The organism is Olleya namhaensis (assembly GCF_900114005.1).
Lineage (GTDB): Bacteria > Bacteroidota > Bacteroidia > Flavobacteriales > Flavobacteriaceae > Olleya > Olleya namhaensis.
The window spans coordinates 16,353-31,943 of record NZ_FORM01000008.1; the positions used below are offsets into that span (position 1 = coordinate 16,353).

At 33.0% G+C, this 15,591-nt stretch carries 14 protein-coding genes; 6 read left to right on the forward strand and 8 right to left on the reverse strand.

The features are described 5' to 3' along the window. Positions 1–47: 47 nt before the first annotated feature. The 4 genes from gyrB to BMZ09_RS12685 all read right to left on the reverse strand — a co-directional run bounded on the left by gyrB (position 48) and on the right by BMZ09_RS12685 (position 5,686). Positions 48–1,997 (reverse strand): DNA topoisomerase (ATP-hydrolyzing) subunit B, encoded by a 1,950-nt coding sequence (gene gyrB, locus BMZ09_RS12670; RefSeq protein WP_090841195.1) that lies wholly within the window; start codon positions 1,995–1,997, stop codon positions 48–50. A 302-nt stretch (positions 1,998–2,299) separates the two neighbouring features. Then, the gene (gene asnB / locus BMZ09_RS12675) at positions 2,300–3,976 is read right to left on the reverse strand and encodes an asparagine synthase B (RefSeq protein ID WP_090841197.1); all 1,677 of its coding nucleotides are present in this window, start codon (positions 3,974–3,976) and stop codon (positions 2,300–2,302) included. 467 nt (positions 3,977–4,443) lie between these two features. Next, positions 4,444–4,992, reverse strand: a complete 549-nt coding sequence (locus tag BMZ09_RS12680) for an HNH endonuclease (RefSeq protein WP_090841199.1) — start codon at positions 4,990–4,992, stop codon at positions 4,444–4,446. A 64-nt stretch (positions 4,993–5,056) separates the two neighbouring features. Continuing rightward, positions 5,057–5,686, reverse strand: coding sequence for a 7-carboxy-7-deazaguanine synthase QueE (locus BMZ09_RS12685; protein ID WP_090841201.1), 630 nt, complete (start codon positions 5,684–5,686; stop codon positions 5,057–5,059). Positions 5,687–5,792: 106 nt separating this feature from the next. Between BMZ09_RS12685 and BMZ09_RS12690 the strand changes: the two genes are divergently transcribed. The 6 genes from BMZ09_RS12690 to BMZ09_RS12715 all read left to right on the forward strand — a co-directional run bounded on the left by BMZ09_RS12690 (position 5,793) and on the right by BMZ09_RS12715 (position 10,558). Further along, positions 5,793–7,334 carry a helicase HerA-like domain-containing protein gene (locus BMZ09_RS12690; RefSeq protein WP_090841203.1) on the forward strand — a complete coding sequence of 514 codons (1,542 nt, stop codon included), beginning with the start codon at positions 5,793–5,795 and terminating at the stop codon, positions 7,332–7,334. A 72-nt stretch (positions 7,335–7,406) separates the two neighbouring features. Further along, complete coding sequence (locus tag BMZ09_RS12695; protein ID WP_090841205.1) at positions 7,407–7,958, forward strand: hypothetical protein; 552 nt, start codon at positions 7,407–7,409, stop codon at positions 7,956–7,958. 50 nt (positions 7,959–8,008) lie between these two features. Next, positions 8,009–8,380 carry a cupin domain-containing protein gene (locus tag BMZ09_RS12700; RefSeq protein WP_090841207.1) on the forward strand — a complete coding sequence of 124 codons (372 nt, stop codon included), beginning with the start codon at positions 8,009–8,011 and terminating at the stop codon, positions 8,378–8,380. Between the two features lie 3 nt (positions 8,381–8,383). After that, on the forward strand, positions 8,384–9,223 hold the full coding sequence (locus tag BMZ09_RS12705; RefSeq protein WP_245741150.1) for an alpha/beta fold hydrolase: 840 nt from the start codon (positions 8,384–8,386) through the stop codon (positions 9,221–9,223). A gap of 6 nt (positions 9,224–9,229) precedes the next feature. After that, complete coding sequence (gene rluF, locus BMZ09_RS12710; RefSeq protein WP_090841209.1) at positions 9,230–10,132, forward strand: 23S rRNA pseudouridine(2604) synthase RluF; 903 nt, start codon at positions 9,230–9,232, stop codon at positions 10,130–10,132. A 3-nt stretch (positions 10,133–10,135) separates the two neighbouring features. Further along, positions 10,136–10,558 (forward strand): VOC family protein, encoded by a 423-nt coding sequence (locus BMZ09_RS12715; RefSeq protein WP_090841211.1) that lies wholly within the window; start codon positions 10,136–10,138, stop codon positions 10,556–10,558. A 73-nt stretch (positions 10,559–10,631) separates the two neighbouring features. Here the strand turns inward: BMZ09_RS12715 and BMZ09_RS12720 are convergent, their stop codons facing one another. The 4 genes from BMZ09_RS12720 to BMZ09_RS12735 all read right to left on the reverse strand — a co-directional run bounded on the left by BMZ09_RS12720 (position 10,632) and on the right by BMZ09_RS12735 (position 15,514). After that, complete coding sequence (locus BMZ09_RS12720; RefSeq protein ID WP_090841213.1) at positions 10,632–11,339, reverse strand: YwaF family protein; 708 nt, start codon at positions 11,337–11,339, stop codon at positions 10,632–10,634. A 58-nt stretch (positions 11,340–11,397) separates the two neighbouring features. Next, the gene (locus BMZ09_RS12725; protein WP_090841215.1) at positions 11,398–12,282 is read right to left on the reverse strand and encodes a bifunctional 5,10-methylenetetrahydrofolate dehydrogenase/5,10-methenyltetrahydrofolate cyclohydrolase; all 885 of its coding nucleotides are present in this window, start codon (positions 12,280–12,282) and stop codon (positions 11,398–11,400) included. 115 nt (positions 12,283–12,397) lie between these two features. Then, positions 12,398–13,726 (reverse strand): signal recognition particle protein, encoded by a 1,329-nt coding sequence (ffh, locus tag BMZ09_RS12730; protein WP_090841217.1) that lies wholly within the window; start codon positions 13,724–13,726, stop codon positions 12,398–12,400. Positions 13,727–13,858: 132 nt separating this feature from the next. After that, positions 13,859–15,514, reverse strand: a complete 1,656-nt coding sequence (locus BMZ09_RS12735) for a hypothetical protein (RefSeq protein ID WP_143067822.1) — start codon at positions 15,512–15,514, stop codon at positions 13,859–13,861. Positions 15,515–15,591 lie beyond the last annotated feature (77 nt).

The following is a 15,591-nucleotide window of genomic DNA, read 5'->3' on the forward strand; positions in this document are numbered from 1 at the left end:
GAAACATTAAAAAATGTTTCCTTTTTAATATAAAAATACTTTACTAATTATGCATCAATGTTTGCGTAAATAGCGTTTTTCTCAATAAACTCACGTCTTGGTGGTACTTCATCCCCCATTAACATAGAAAATACGCGATCAGCTTCAACACCATTATCTATTTGAATTTGACGTAATGTTCTAAATTCAGGATTCATTGTTGTATCCCAAAGTTGTTCTGCATTCATCTCTCCAAGACCCTTATAACGTTGAATTTTTGAAGAATCACCAAACTCTTCCATAATCTTAATACGTTCTTCATCACTCCAAGCATACTGCTTTTTAGCACCTCTTTTAACTAAGTATAAAGGTGGTGTTGCAATATAAACATGTCCGTTTTCAATTAATTCTTTCATATATCTAAAGAAGAAAGTCAAAATTAAAGTTTCAATATGCGAACCATCAATATCGGCATCACACATGATTACTATTTTATGGTATCTTAATTTAGAAAGGTTTAAGGCTTTACTATCTTCTTCTGTACCGATAGTTACACCTAAAGCTGTAAAGATATTTTTTATCTCTTCGTTTTCAAACACTTTATGTGTCATCGCTTTTTCAACATTTAAAATCTTACCACGTAACGGTAAAATAGCTTGAAACGCTCTGTCACGACCTTGCTTTGCCGTACCACCTGCCGAATCCCCCTCGACTAAGTATACTTCACATTTTGCAGGATCTTGCTCAGAACAATCAGATAATTTTCCAGGCAAACCACCTATACTCATTACTGTCTTACGCTGTACCATTTCACGTGCTTTTTGAGCGGCGTGACGGGCTTGTGCTGCAAGTATTACTTTTTGCACAATGATTTTAGCATCGTCTGGATTTTCTTCTAAATAATCAGATAACATTTCTGAAACAGATTGACTTACCGCTGCAGAAACTTCTCTGTTTCCTAATTTAGTTTTTGTTTGTCCTTCAAATTGAGGTTCTTGAACTTTTACCGAAATAATAGCTGTTAAACCTTCACGGAAATCATCTCCTGCAATATCAAACTTTAACTTGTCTAACATTCCTGACTCATCCGCATACTTTTTAAGCGTATGTGTTAAACCACGTCTAAAACCAGAAAGGTGCGTACCACCTTCGTGCGTATTAATGTTGTTTACATAAGAGTGTAAGTTTTCTGCATATGATGTATTATAAATCATTGCAACCTCAACTGGCACTCCGTTTTTTTCACCTTCAAAAGAAATAACATCTTTCATTAAAGGCTCTCTTGTAGCATCTAAAAACTTGATAAATTCTTTTAATCCTTCTTCAGAATGAAATGTTTCACCTTCAAAAGAACCATCTTCTTTTTTACTTCTTCTATCAACTAAATGTACTGTAATACCTTTATTCAAATACGCCAATTCACGCATTCTACTAGCTAAAGTATCATAGTTATAAATTAACGTTTGTGTAAATATTGTTGGATCCGGTCTAAAAGTAACTGTTGTTCCTCTTTTATCTGTATCTCCAATTGCTTTTACTGGGTATAATGCTTTTCCTTTAGAATACTCTTGCTCCCAAATTTTTCCTTCTCTATATACTGTTGCTGTTAAATGATCTGACAATGCATTTACACAACTTACACCAACACCGTGAAGTCCACCAGAGACTTTATAAGAATCTTTATCAAACTTTCCACCGGCACCAATTTTAGTCATTACAACCTCTAAAGCTGAAACACCTTCTTTTTTGTGCATTCCTACAGGAATACCACGACCGTCATCTTCTGTAGTAATCGAGTTATCCTCGTTAATTGTAACTGTAATATTATCACAATGACCAGCTAAGGCTTCATCAATCGAGTTATCTACAACTTCATATACTAAATGGTGTAAACCACGTACTCCGACATCTCCAATATACATTGAAGGACGCATACGTACATGCTCCATACCCTCTAAAGCTTGGATACTATCTGCTGAATATCCATCTTTATTGAACTCTTCCTTTTTTTCGCTCATATTTATATTGTTTATGATCTATTTCTGTTATTTAGGCATAAAAAAAGATGCGATTAAGCATCCTTTTGAATACAAACAAATATACACAATTAAAAACGTTTTTCAAGTGTATTTAAGCGTAGAGATGAAAAATTATTAACATTTGTTAATTATTACAAAACCCTCTTAAAACGTCTAAAAACAGCTTTAAAATTAAAATACAGAATTTAAAATAGTCGTAAAAAAGCTAAAAAACACAAAACCCCGCAGAAGCGAGGTTTTGAGGCTAATAATCTTTATAATATTCAATCAATTACACAAAATTACTTGGATGTTGCGTAAGATTTATCATGTACATTGGCAATTGCACGTCCAGATGGCTCATTCATGTTTTTAAAGGCTTCATCCCACTCTAACGCTGTCGCAGTACTACATGCAACACTTGCTTCTTGTGGCACGCTTAAAGCAGCTGCATCACTAGGGAAGTGTCCTTCAAAAATAGAACGGTAATAAAACTCTTCTTTGTTTTGCGGTGTCTGTATTGGAAAACGGAATTTAGCATTTGCCATTTGCTCATCTGTTACTGCTGTATCTACTACTTCTTTTAAAGTATCAATCCAACTATATCCCACACCATCACTAAATTGTTCTTTTTGTCTCCATGCTACGCTTTCTGGCAACATATCTTCAAATGCTTTACGGACTACCCATTTTTCCATGCGCTCTCCATTAATCATTTTATCTTGTGGGTTGATACGCATGGCAACATCCATAAATTCTTTATCCAAGAAAGGTACACGACCTTCTATTCCCCAAGCTGCTAAACTCTTGTTTGCTCTTAAGCAATCGTACATGTGCAACTTATCTAATTTACGTACAGTTTCTTCATGAAACTCTTGTGCATTGGGCGCTTTATGAAAATATAAATACCCTCCAAAAATCTCATCAGCACCTTCACCGGACAATACCATTTTTATTCCCATAGATTTAATAACTCTCGCCATTAAATACATTGGTGTAGACGATCTGATTGTGGTTATATCGTAGGTTTCTATGTTATAAATCACATCTTTTATAGCATCTAAACCTTCTTGAATAGTAAATTTAATTTCATGATGCACTGTTCCAATATGATCCGCTACTTTTTGTGCTGCAGCTAAATCTGGAGACCCTTCCAATCCTACAGCAAAAGAGTGCGTTTGTGGATACCAAGCTTCTGACGTGTCATCACTTTCAATACGTTTTTGAGCATACTTTTTAGCAATTGCTGATACTACTGAAGAGTCTAAACCTCCCGATAATAAAACACCATAAGGCACATCACTCATTAATTGTCTGTGTACCGCAGCTTCTAGAGCTTCTTTTATTTCGGCAATACTTGTTTCGTTTTCTTTTACAGCATCATACTCACTCCAATCTCTATTGTACCATTTTACAAATTCACCATCTTTACTAGACATATAATGTCCTGGAGGAAATAATTCTATCTTAGTACAAACACCTTCTAAAGCTTTTAATTCTGAAGCAACATAAAAAGTTCCGTTTTGATCCCAACCAATATACAATGGAATAATCCCCATGTGGTCACGTGCAATAAAGTACTCGTCTTTTTCAACATCGTAGATTGCAAATCCAAAAATTCCATTCATTTCATCTACAAAATCAACACCTTTTTCTTTATAAAGCGCTAAAATAACTTCGCAGTCACTTTCTGTTTGAAACTCGTATTTACCTTCAAACTGCTTACGTAATGCTCTGTGATTATAGATTTCGCCATTAGCTGCTAAAACCAATTTACCATCAGGGCTAAATAACGGTTGTTTTCCAGATGCTGGATCAACAATTGCTAAACGCTCATGCGCTAAAATAGCTTTATCATCACTATAAATTCCTGACCAATCTGGTCCACGATGACGAATAGTTTTAGACATTTCTAAAACCTGAGGTCTTAAATCTTCACTTTTTTGTTTTAGGTCGAAAGCACATACAATTCCACACATAACTTATATATTTTAAATTCTTTAATTCTAATTGATGTAGCAAATATTGGCTTTATGTTTCAATTTTAAAACAGTAAACATTAAAACGCTTACAAATTGAAACTAAAAAATACAAATTCACCATCAATTGTATCTCTAAACCAATAAATATGTAAGGTTTGATATAGATTTTTAATTTTAAACAACCATTTTAGCATAAAAACCAAATACTAACCAACAGTATTACAGAAAAAAGCAAGATTACATATTTTCTTAACTTATTTAAGTTATACTATTTAAAACAATAGCATGACATTAAATACAAATGACAAACTACAATAATATAAAAGTGCTCCAAAAGGAACACATATTCCAATTGAAGCACTTTTTATAAATTATTATAGTATTTAGGTTACTTAAAAAACATAAGATAACATGTAGACATATCGAAAGACAGATTTAAACCAAACACTGCACTAAAGCAAAAATTAGATTTTAACATGCCCCCAATTCTCACCTGTTTTAATACGATGCAACTGCATTTCGGACACACCAAATTGTCGTGCTAGTATTTTTAACCTTGTGCGCCTTTTAGGATCAAAAAGTCGTTTTTTAAGTCTTATCACCTCCGTTTCGGTTAATTTAGAAGTTGGAATGACTTTTTTTCTGGTTTTGTAATGCGGATTATTAAATTGATGCACTTCCTTTTCTCGCTTAGTTGCCCATTTTAAATTTTCGATAATATTATTGCTTTTATCGTAATCTAAGTGCAACACAAATTTAGCGTCTTCAGGTTTTTCCAAATGGTGTTGGGCAACTAATTTGTGAATGTATCTTGCAGTACGCTTACCGTCCTTTTTAAAAACAGGTATGGTACTATATCCATTAATAGGATATGGCTTCTCTATTAAAACATCTACCCCATCTACGACTTTACAAAGCCGTCCAAGGTTAGATATTTTAAATTTTATTTGTTCCGAAATAATTTGGTCAAAAATTACGGGTTTCCAAGTTTCGTTGTAAAAATTTCTAATCATAAAGCAAAGTGTATAAGGATTACTTACGCTGTGATTAATAGTTATAGTCTAAAGTACAACTTTTTTACGGAATATTTAAATACTTATGCGTTTGTAATGATACTTTCCATTTTGGATTAGCCATAACATAATCCACAATCATAGGGATCATAGTATCACGCTTGCTCCATTCTGGCTGTAGATATAAAATACAATCACTATTCACTTTAGCAGCTTGCTCTTCAGCAAACTTAAAATCGTCTTTATTGTAAATAATACATTTTAACTCGTGTGCCTTATCATAAACTCCTTGAGTAGGTAGTTTCATTTTTTTAGGGGATAAACAAATCCAATCCCATTGCCCAGTTAACTCGTAAGCACCAGAAGTTTCAATATGGATTTTACAGCCTTCAGCTTTAAGCTTATCTGTTAATGCTGTCATATCCCAAGTTAATGGCTCACCTCCAGTAACTACTACAGTATCACTATACTTTTTAGCATTAGCAACTATAACATCTGTACTAGTTGGCGGATGTAAATTAGCATTCCAACTTTCTTTAACATCACACCAATGACATCCAACATCACAACCACCAATTCTTATAAAATAAGCAGCAGTTCCTTTATGGAAACCTTCTCCCTGGATAGTATAAAACTCTTCCATTAAAGGCAGCATCAATCCTTTGTTAACTAAATCTTGTATCTCTTGTTTCATGGACTGCAAATATAATCTTATCTATTGGAAATTTTAAGCATTTAAAGTTGAAAGTTTTCAATGATTTACGCTAAGATTAGTATTTTTACATCAAATAATTTCAAGAATGAGTAGACAAGACGAATTTTTCAAACACATCACAGAGGGAAACACTTGTAAAGGCGACTATATAACTTTGGGATCTGCTATGCTAGATAGCCAAACGGTTAAAGATGCTTTTGTAAACGTGCCATTAAAAACCATGAATAGACATGGCTTAATCGCAGGTGCTACAGGAACAGGTAAAACTAAAACCCTACAAGTTTTAGCAGAAAACCTAAGTGATAAAGGAATTCCGGTCTTACTTATGGATATTAAAGGGGATTTAAGTGGTATTGCACAACCTAGTCCTGGACATGAAAAAATTGACGAACGTCATGCTAAAATTGGATTACCCTTTGAAGCTAAAGGTTTTCCTGTTGAGATATTAAGTCTATCGGAACAAGATGGTGTAAGACTTCGTGCTACAATAAGCGAATTTGGTCCTGTATTATTATCAAGAATTTTAGACCTTACAGATACACAATCTGGAGTAGTGTCTGTTATTTTTAAATATTGTGATGACAATAAATTACCGTTATTAGATTTAAAAGATTTCAAAAAAATATTACAATACTGCACTAACGAAGGTAAAGAAGAGTTTCAAGAAGAATATGGACGTATCTCCTCTGCCTCTACTGGAGCAATCCTTAGAAAAGTCATAGAAATAGAACAACAAGGTGGTGATCTATTTTTTGGCGAAAAAAGTTTTGAAGTTGAAGATTTATTAAGAACCACAAGAGATGGTCGTGGGTATGTTAACATTATTAGATTAACAGACATACAAGACAGACCAAAATTATTCTCGACATTTATGCTAAGTTTATTAGCCGAATTATATGAGACTTTACCCGAGCAAGGTGATTCTGGAAAACCAGAACTAATCATGTTTATTGATGAAGCACACTTAATTTTTAACGAAGCCTCTAAAGCCTTATTAAACCAAATAGAAAGTATTGTAAAACTAATCCGTAGTAAAGGTGTTGGTTTATACTTTGTCACACAAAACCCAACAGATGTGCCAGAAGGTGTATTAAGTCAGTTAGGTTTAAAAATACAACACGCCCTGCGTGCCTTTACAGCAAAAGACAGAAAAGCAATTAAATTAACTGCTCAAAATTATCCAGACACGGATTATTATGACACCGGAGAGGTCTTAACCTCATTAGGTACAGGAGAAGCTTTGGTATCTGCCTTAGACGAAAAAGGAAGACCTACACCACTTGCATCAACTATGATGCGTGCACCAATGAGTAGAATGGATGTTTTAAACGATAATGAGCTACAAGCATTACTAGACGACTCTAAGTTAGTTTTAAAATATAACGACACAATAGATCGCGAAAGCGCCTATGAGTTATTAAATAAAAAAATAGAAAAGGCTGAAGCTTTACAAATTGAAGAAGACGCTAAAGCGGAAAAAGAAAAAGAGAAAGAACAAGCAGCAAAACAATCTAGATCAACAAGCACAAGACGAAGAAGCACTGCCCAAAACCCGATAATTAAAGTACTAACAAGTGCCACTTTTATTAGAAGTGTCTTCGGTATTTTAAAACGTGTAATGAAATAGTTTTAAAACACGTCAGCACAACAAAACACTATAAAAAGTATTTCGCTTAAGCGGAAATAAAAAATAACACCAATGAAAAAAACAATAGTATCCCTTAGTATTTTAGCATTAATCCTTACTTCTTGTGGTAAAGGAACAGATCCATATTTAGTTCAAAACCAAAACGTAGGATTATTAACCGACTCTACTCAAGTTAAAGAATTAAAAACGATATATGCAAACGACTCCATAATAAGTCCAATTGCTGGAGATGAGTTTTCCGGATCAATAAACACTATCGAGGTATACGAAAAAGGAGGAAAACATTTATTAAGTATTATTCCAAAACAATTATTAGATTCTACTTCAACAATATCTAGTATCAAGTTTAAAGACCCAAGATTTAAAACCGATAAAGGGATTACTAGTAATAGTACTTTTGGAGACATAAAAAAGAATTACACAATAACAAAAATTCAGAACTCATTTAAAAGTGCTTCTATTTTTGTAAAAGAAAGTGATGCGTTTTTCTTAATTGATAAAAAAGAATTACCAGCAGAATTTAAAGTTGATACGCACAAAACAATCGAAGCAACTAACATTCCAGAAACTGCTAAGGTTAAGCATTTTATTTTAGGTTGGTAAAACCTTTAGTTTACTAGACTTAAAAACTGCTCATCAATATTTCAAAAAAAATGGAAAACAAAAAAAAATATACCATACAAAACAGTCCATTTGTTGTTCCTACAACGGATGGTAAATTAATAGAAGAGCATGTTGGTTTAGCAACAGATGGCAATAAAGATATTAGCATTGCCCACATGGTTGCTCCTGCTGGTTGGAGCGAACCGTTTCAAACCCCTGCATTTGATGAGTATACTTACATTATTAAAGGAAAGAAGCAATTTATTATTGATGATGAAGAAATAATATTAGAAGCTGGACAATCTATTAAAATAGAAAAAAATACTCGTGTACAATACTCAAACCCATTTACAATAGCTTGCGAATATATTGCCATTTGCACGCCTGCTTTTTCAATGGACTTAGTAAACAGAGAAGAATAAAAAATGAAAAAAACAATTGCTAAAGTACTGCCTAAAATAATTGGTAACGGTTTAAACGCGGTTAGCTATGTTGCGCCTAAATACGCAAGCGCAAAAGCATTAGACATATTTGCAACGCCTAGACAAGGACGCTTTAAAGACAAACATCAAGCGTTTTTAGATACTGCTAAACAACATACTTTAAACTACGATAATAACACTATACAAACCTACAATTGGGCTGGAACTAAAAAAACAATCTTACTGGCGCATGGTTGGGAAAGCAATACCTTTAGATGGAAAAAATTAGTTGAAGCGTTACAGCTTTTAGACTATAATATAGTGTCCTTAGATGGTCCTGCTCATGGAAATTCTAGCGGTACACAGTTTAATGCTATTTTATATTCTGAGTTTTTAAATGTAGTTGCTAAACACTATAAGGCAAATGTGATTATTGGTCATTCGGTTGGTGGTATGGCTTCTGTGTTTTTTCAACATAAATATCAAAATGATTCGTTACAAAAAATGATTTTGCTTGGCGCACCTTCAGAATTTACAAACGTTTTTAAAAACTATGTCAATATGTTAGGTTTTAATAAACGTATTGAGAACGGATTAAACCAATTAGTTTTAGAGCGTTTTAATAATTTACCATCACATTTTTCAGCTGCTAAGTTTATAAAAGAAATTGATTTAGAAGGTCTTATTATTCATGATAAAGGAGATAAGATTATACATTATGACGAAGCAGAGCTAATTTCGTCTAACTTTAAAAATTCAACATTAATTACCACACAAGGTTTTGGTCACGGACTACGCGACGATAGTGTAAACAAGGCTATTATTAACTTTATTAAATCGTAAAACATTTTGGAAGAAAAATTAACAAGACTTAATAAATACCTCAGCGAAGCTGGTTTTTGCTCACGTCGTGAAGGCGATAAACTAATTGATGCTGGACGCGTTACTATTAATGGTGTTGTACCAGAAATGGGAACAAAAGTAACGCCTAGTGATGTTGTTGCTGTAGATGGCGAGATTATTAAAGCCAATACAGAAAAGCCTATATACTTAGCGTTTAACAAACCAGTAGGTATTGTTTGTACAACAGACACAAATGTTGAAAAAGACAATATTATAGATTACATTAATTATCCAAAACGTATTTTTCCAATTGGACGTTTAGATAAATTAAGTGATGGTTTGATCTTTATGACAGATGATGGTGATATTGTAAACAAAATTTTACGTGCTAGTAACAATCACGATAAAGAATATTTGGTAACGGTTGACAAAGCAATATCGCAAACCTTTATAAACAGAATGGCTAGCGGAATATATCTTGAAGACTTAGACCGTACGACTAAAAAATGTTCTGTTAAAAAAATAGATTCTCATACATTCAGAATTATTTTAACGCAAGGTTTAAACAGACAGATTAGACGTATGTGTGAGTACTTAACTTATGAAGTAACATCACTTAGACGTGTTAGGATAATGAATATCAAATTAGATGTTCCTGTTGGAGAATACCGTGAGTTTACAGAAAAAGAGTTAAAAACACTACACTTACTTTTAGAAGACTCTACTAAAATACATGAAGCTAAAACTGCCAAAGAAAACACTACTAGAATAAGTAAAGCGAGTAAAGAGAGACAATCTCGAGAAACTACTGAGCATAAAGCAGAACCGTCTAGAGATGATTTAAAGGAAGAACAACCTATTAGAGAAAATAGAGAACGTCCAATTAGAAACCGTCGTAAAGAAGATTAAATTATGGGCAGCGTATCTCCTTTTCATTTAGCAATTCCAGTTCATAATTTAGAAGCTTGTCGTCTGTTTTATAGAGATATTTTAAATTGTGAAGAAGGACGTAGCAGTGATCAATGGGTTGACTTCAATTTTTTTGGACACCAATTAGTCATTCATTATAAAGAAAAAACTACAACAGAAACTGTTGCCAATGAAGTTGATGGAAAACACGTACCTGTACCGCATTTTGGTGTTGTTTTAGATTGGGACGCTTTCGCGGAATTTGAAGCACACTTGAAAACTAAAAAGATTCATTTTATTATTGAACCCTACGTGAGATTTGAAGGTTTAGTTGGAGAACAAAAAACAATGTTTTTTAAAGATCCTTCTGACAATGCTTTAGAGTTTAAGACCTTTAAAGATAATAGCCAATTATTTGCGAAGTAATAATTACACAATATAAAATAGCCCTCACTAGAAAAACTAGTGAGGCTATTTTTTTTAGCACAAATTAAACTTACTAATTAACCGCATTTTTATTTTTCTTACTAACTAAAAAGAAAGGAAAATAAATAAGAAAAAAAGCAGGTATTAAAATTAACTGCGCTGTAATAACATAAGTGGGCCACTCTCCAAAATAATCTAAAATAGTAGCTGATTTTGGTTTCTGATTTAAGTAGCCATAGTTAGCATCAAGCAATTTATTTATACCCATTAATATTAGTAAATACACTTGTAAACCTATAAATGACTTAACAACGCTTTTCAGGTTTGGTTTCATTTTAAAAACTACAATAGCATAAGCAATTATCAATATTAATCCTAAATGGACCACCCAATATCGGAAGTAATCAAAACTAGGAAAACCAACTTCAATCTCTGGTGTAATAACGCCTTGAGTAGTGCCAATAATAACCCAAAATACTAAAAATTCAAATAAGACAAATCGCCTGGTTGCAGTAAACGCCACTATAAATAAGGCCATAAAACTGCATAAAAACAACGGTAAATCTGTTTGTAAACTGTACCCACCTTTACTAATTTGATACCCATGAAAAACAACCATAACCCCTGATACAAAAACCCCAAGTAATTTAAACACTTGTATTTGTATACTCTCATGTTTGTTTTTTGCATATAAAATAACAACAAAACCCAATACTATAGTTAATAGTATTGGTAGTATATGTTGTAAACTTCCAAACAGTACTCGTGTAGTTAATTCCATAAAAAAAACCTGAAACAATTAGTTTCAGGCTGTAAAATAAGTAATTATTTTTATATCGTTATGATCTTTGAATATGACGCTCTCTTGCCAATAATGTGTTTTTTAATAACATTGCTATAGTCATTGGTCCTACGCCTCCAGGAACAGGTGTTATATGACTTGCCTTTTTACTTACGTTTTCAAAATCTACATCTCCAGTAATACGGTAACCTCTCTCTTTAGTCTCATCCGGCACACGTGTAATACCAACATCAATAATAACTACATCATCTTTTACCATTTCTGCTTTTAAGAAATTAGGAACACCTAATGCCGAAATAATAATATCTGCTTGACTAGTAATTTGTGTTATGTTTTTAGTATGACTGTGTGTTAACGTTACGGTACTGTTACCAGGAAATCCTTTACGTCCCATTAAAATACTCATTGGTCTTCCAACAATATGAGAACGACCAATTACTACAGTATGTTTTCCTTTAGTATCTACATTATACCTGTCTAACAATTCTAAAATCCCGAAAGGTGTTGCAGGAATAAAAGTAGACATATCTAATGCCATCTTCCCAAAATTCATTGGGTGAAAACCATCAACATCTTTATCAGGGTTTACAGCCATTAAAACCTTTTGTGTATCTATTTGATCCGGTAATGGTAATTGAATGATAAAACCATCAATATCATCGTTATTATTAAGCTCTTCAATTTTATCTAACAACTCAACTTCACTTGTAGTATTAGATAATCTTACCATTGTAGATTCAAAACCTACACGTTCACAGGCTCTAACTTTACTTCCTACGTAAGTTAAACTTGCACCATCGTTTCCAACTATAACAGCAGCTAAATGGGGTACTTTTTCGCCATTAGCTTTCATCTTATCGACTTCTGCTTTTATTTCGTTTTTGATGTCGTTACTAACTTTTTTTCCGTCTAAAATTGTCATGGTTTAAATAGTCTTCAGGTTGTAGGCCTCAGTTGGCGATCTACAAATTAATATATATTGTAAAACAACGTAAAAAGCAAAAACAGCCTACTTTGGACTGTTTTTTACTTCTAATTTATTTCATGTTTTTCATGGCTTGCATCATGGCTTTTCCTTTACCCCCTTGCATCATTTTCATCATCTTGCTCATTTGATTAAATTGCTTTAGCAACTGATTAACTTCTTGCACAGATGTTCCAGATCCTTTACCAATTCGTTTTTTACGACTGGCGTCAATTATAGCTGGATTAGTACGCTCCTTAACTGTCATGGAGTGGATAATAGCTTCGATACCTTTAAAAGCATCATCATCTATATCTACATCTTTCATCATTTTTCCAGCACCAGGAATCATTCCAATAAGGTCTTTCATGTTCCCCATTTTCTTGATTTGCTGAATTTGCTTTAAGAAATCGTCAAACCCAAATTGATTTTTAGCAATTTTCTTTTGAAGCTTTCTAGCTTCTTCCTCATCAAACTGCTCTTGAGCACGCTCTACTAAAGACACAACATCTCCCATACCAAGGATACGATCTGCCATACGAGAAGGATAGAATATATCAATAGCTTCCATTTTCTCTCCAGTACCAATAAATTTAATTGGCTTATTTACTACAGATTTAATAGATATTGCTGCTCCACCACGTGTATCCCCATCTAATTTAGTTAAGATAACACCGTCAAAATTAAGAACATCATTAAAGGCTTTTGCTGTATTTACTGCATCTTGCCCTGTCATTGCATCTACCACAAATAATGTTTCTTGTGGTTGTATAGCTTCATGGATATTAGAAATTTCTTTCATCATTGCTTCATCAACAGCTAAACGACCGGCTGTATCAATAATAACCACGTTATGTCCATTTTGCTTTGCATGCGCAATACCCGCTTTTGCAATAGCAACAGGATCAGTATTTCCTTTATCACTATAAACATCAACTTTTATTTGATCTCCTACAACATGTAATTGATCTACTGCAGCTGGACGATAGACATCACAAGCTACTAATAAAGGCTTTTTAGTTTTTTTATTTTTCAAGAAGTTAGCTAACTTACCTGAAAAGGTAGTTTTACCAGATCCTTGTAAACCAGACATCAAAATAATAGTTGGTGTACCAGACATGTTAATGCCTTCTACATCACCACCCATTAATTCAGTTAATTCGTCTTTAACGATTTTAACCATTAATTGTCCTGGTTGTAACGTTGTTAAAACGTTTAGACCTAGTGCTTTTTCTTTTACTCTATTAGTAAAATCTTTAGCAATTTTAAAGTTAACATCGGCATCTAAAAGTGCTCTACGTACTTCTTTTAGGGTTTCGGCAACGTTTACTTCTGTAATGCTACCATGTCCCTTTAATACGTGTAACGCTTTATCTAACTTTTCGCTTAAATTATTAAACATAATTTTTTCTGGTTTTAAGAAGCACAAAAATAGCAATTTGAAGCGTATTTACGAAGTTTCATATATAAATAATTCCATAAAAAAAGGCTACTAAAATTAGCAACCTTTAATCAACTTAACTTAAACTAAGTTTTAAATACAATCTTTATCCAAAACTAACTCGTTATTACTATTGCTGACGTCATGCAGTATCATTTGCTCTCCAGTACACTCCACAACATTAAAATCGCCATTTAAAACCTGTACATTTCCTCCAGATATATTTGAAAAAGAAACCACTACTTGACCGCTACTACCAGAAGTAGCCCAATTACCGGTGTAAGTTTCAGTATCTGATGCGATTGTCATGTTTTGATCATCCTGAAAATTAATGTCAAATATATCAAAACTACTATCTCCGGCGTAATTGGTAATAGTCCACACACACATTTGTAAGGTGCCATCAACATCGTCTTCTGTGCAGCTAGTAAAACAGTTTTCTACAAGAATAGTAACCTCAAATATTTGAAATGTATTAGGATCATTAGCTAACTCAACTCTAGCATAAAGCACGTCTGGGTTTGCCATATTTGTGTATGGAGATACTAATGCGTTTATACTTGCTTCTGCGTCTGCATTAGTATTATAATAGTAAACTACTAAATCATTTTGTGCACAGTCTTGATAGATTGTATCAATATCAAAAGCGGTAAATAAATCCAATGTATCGTCATTATCACATATTGTAACAGTAATATCTTCAAAACAATCAAAAAGATTAGCCGTATTACAATTATTAAGTAGTACTAATGTATCATCACCTTGTTCCAAAATTAATTCACCCGAAGCACATTCCACAACTTTCCATTGTCCATTATATTCTTCTAAACCATTAAAATCTATAAACACATACAAGTAACCTCCAATTGTAGCAATATCCCAACTACCATCATAAAACAAATCACCTTCAAACAATGTTGATATTATAGTATTATCTTGAAAACTAAATGTGGTAAAGGATGGAGTATATCCATTTAAACTAGGGATTTGACCACAACTTAGTAAATAATCACTAACATCTATTTGTGTGCAGTCATTATCATCTGTATAATCGTAATCATCATCCTCATCACAATTACCATCGGCATCATTTATAGCATTTTCTAATTCTTGATTGCTATTAACTTCAATAGTATCACCATTAGCCAAAACCATTGTTACAGGAAAATTTAAACTTGCCAGTATCGGTCCTTGTAACGATTCTAAAAACAGATATAATGCTTGATCATCCTCTATTATTGTTACTTCTGTAACCTGAAAATCAGTATTATAAATAGAAAACGCAATTGGATATTGAAAATCAATACACTCAATATCATCATCTGCTTCATTCTCACCATTACAATTTTCTATTTGCCCTTCTAATTCGTCTTGATTATTTATTACAATTTGAGAATAATCATTTAAAACAACGGTAATAGGAAACGTGATCCCAATGATATCATCATCTGTTGTAAAGGCTTCTAATAATGTTTCCAACACATTGTAATCTGTAATACTTTCAATAGTTACTGTAACGCCATTTGTTGTAATGGTAACCGGTAACACGACCTCCAAACAATTAGCATAATCTATAATATTATCTATAGACCCATCATTTAAAACGGTATTACTTATAAGGTTGGCAATTGTTGAATTACCTGATATTAAATCGTCTTGCTGATTTACAATTTCTGACTCTTCATTTTGACAAGAAAAAAATAACATCAAAACTAATAACGGAAATACAAGGGTAGTTTTAAAATTCATAATTGTTTTGTGATTGGTTAATTTCTCTTTTTCAAGGGTATACATTTCGGGCTTCGTTAATAAAACATTTATTTTTA

Excerpts from the sequence above, each read along its gene's own strand:
- gyrB (WP_090841195.1), bottom strand. The coding sequence starts at position 1,997 with ATGAGCGAAAAAAAGGAAGAGTTCAATAAAGATGGATATTCAGCAGAT.
- asnB (WP_090841197.1), bottom strand. The coding sequence starts at position 3,976 with ATGTGTGGAATTGTATGTGCTTTCGACCTAAAACAAAAAAGTGAAGAT.
- BMZ09_RS12680 (WP_090841199.1), bottom strand. The coding sequence starts at position 4,992 with ATGATTAGAAATTTTTACAACGAAACTTGGAAACCCGTAATTTTTGAC.
- BMZ09_RS12685 (WP_090841201.1), bottom strand. The coding sequence starts at position 5,686 with ATGAAACAAGAGATACAAGATTTAGTTAACAAAGGATTGATGCTGCCT.
- BMZ09_RS12690 (WP_090841203.1), top strand. The coding sequence starts at position 5,793 with ATGAGTAGACAAGACGAATTTTTCAAACACATCACAGAGGGAAACACT.
- BMZ09_RS12695 (WP_090841205.1), top strand. The coding sequence starts at position 7,407 with ATGAAAAAAACAATAGTATCCCTTAGTATTTTAGCATTAATCCTTACT.
- BMZ09_RS12700 (WP_090841207.1), top strand. The coding sequence starts at position 8,009 with ATGGAAAACAAAAAAAAATATACCATACAAAACAGTCCATTTGTTGTT.
- BMZ09_RS12705 (WP_245741150.1), top strand. The coding sequence starts at position 8,384 with ATGAAAAAAACAATTGCTAAAGTACTGCCTAAAATAATTGGTAACGGT.
- BMZ09_RS12715 (WP_090841211.1), top strand. The coding sequence starts at position 10,136 with ATGGGCAGCGTATCTCCTTTTCATTTAGCAATTCCAGTTCATAATTTA.
- BMZ09_RS12720 (WP_090841213.1), bottom strand. The coding sequence starts at position 11,339 with ATGGAATTAACTACACGAGTACTGTTTGGAAGTTTACAACATATACTA.
- BMZ09_RS12725 (WP_090841215.1), bottom strand. The coding sequence starts at position 12,282 with ATGACAATTTTAGACGGAAAAAAAGTTAGTAACGACATCAAAAACGAA.
- ffh (WP_090841217.1), bottom strand. The coding sequence starts at position 13,726 with ATGTTTAATAATTTAAGCGAAAAGTTAGATAAAGCGTTACACGTATTA.
- BMZ09_RS12735 (WP_143067822.1), bottom strand. The coding sequence starts at position 15,514 with ATGAATTTTAAAACTACCCTTGTATTTCCGTTATTAGTTTTGATGTTA.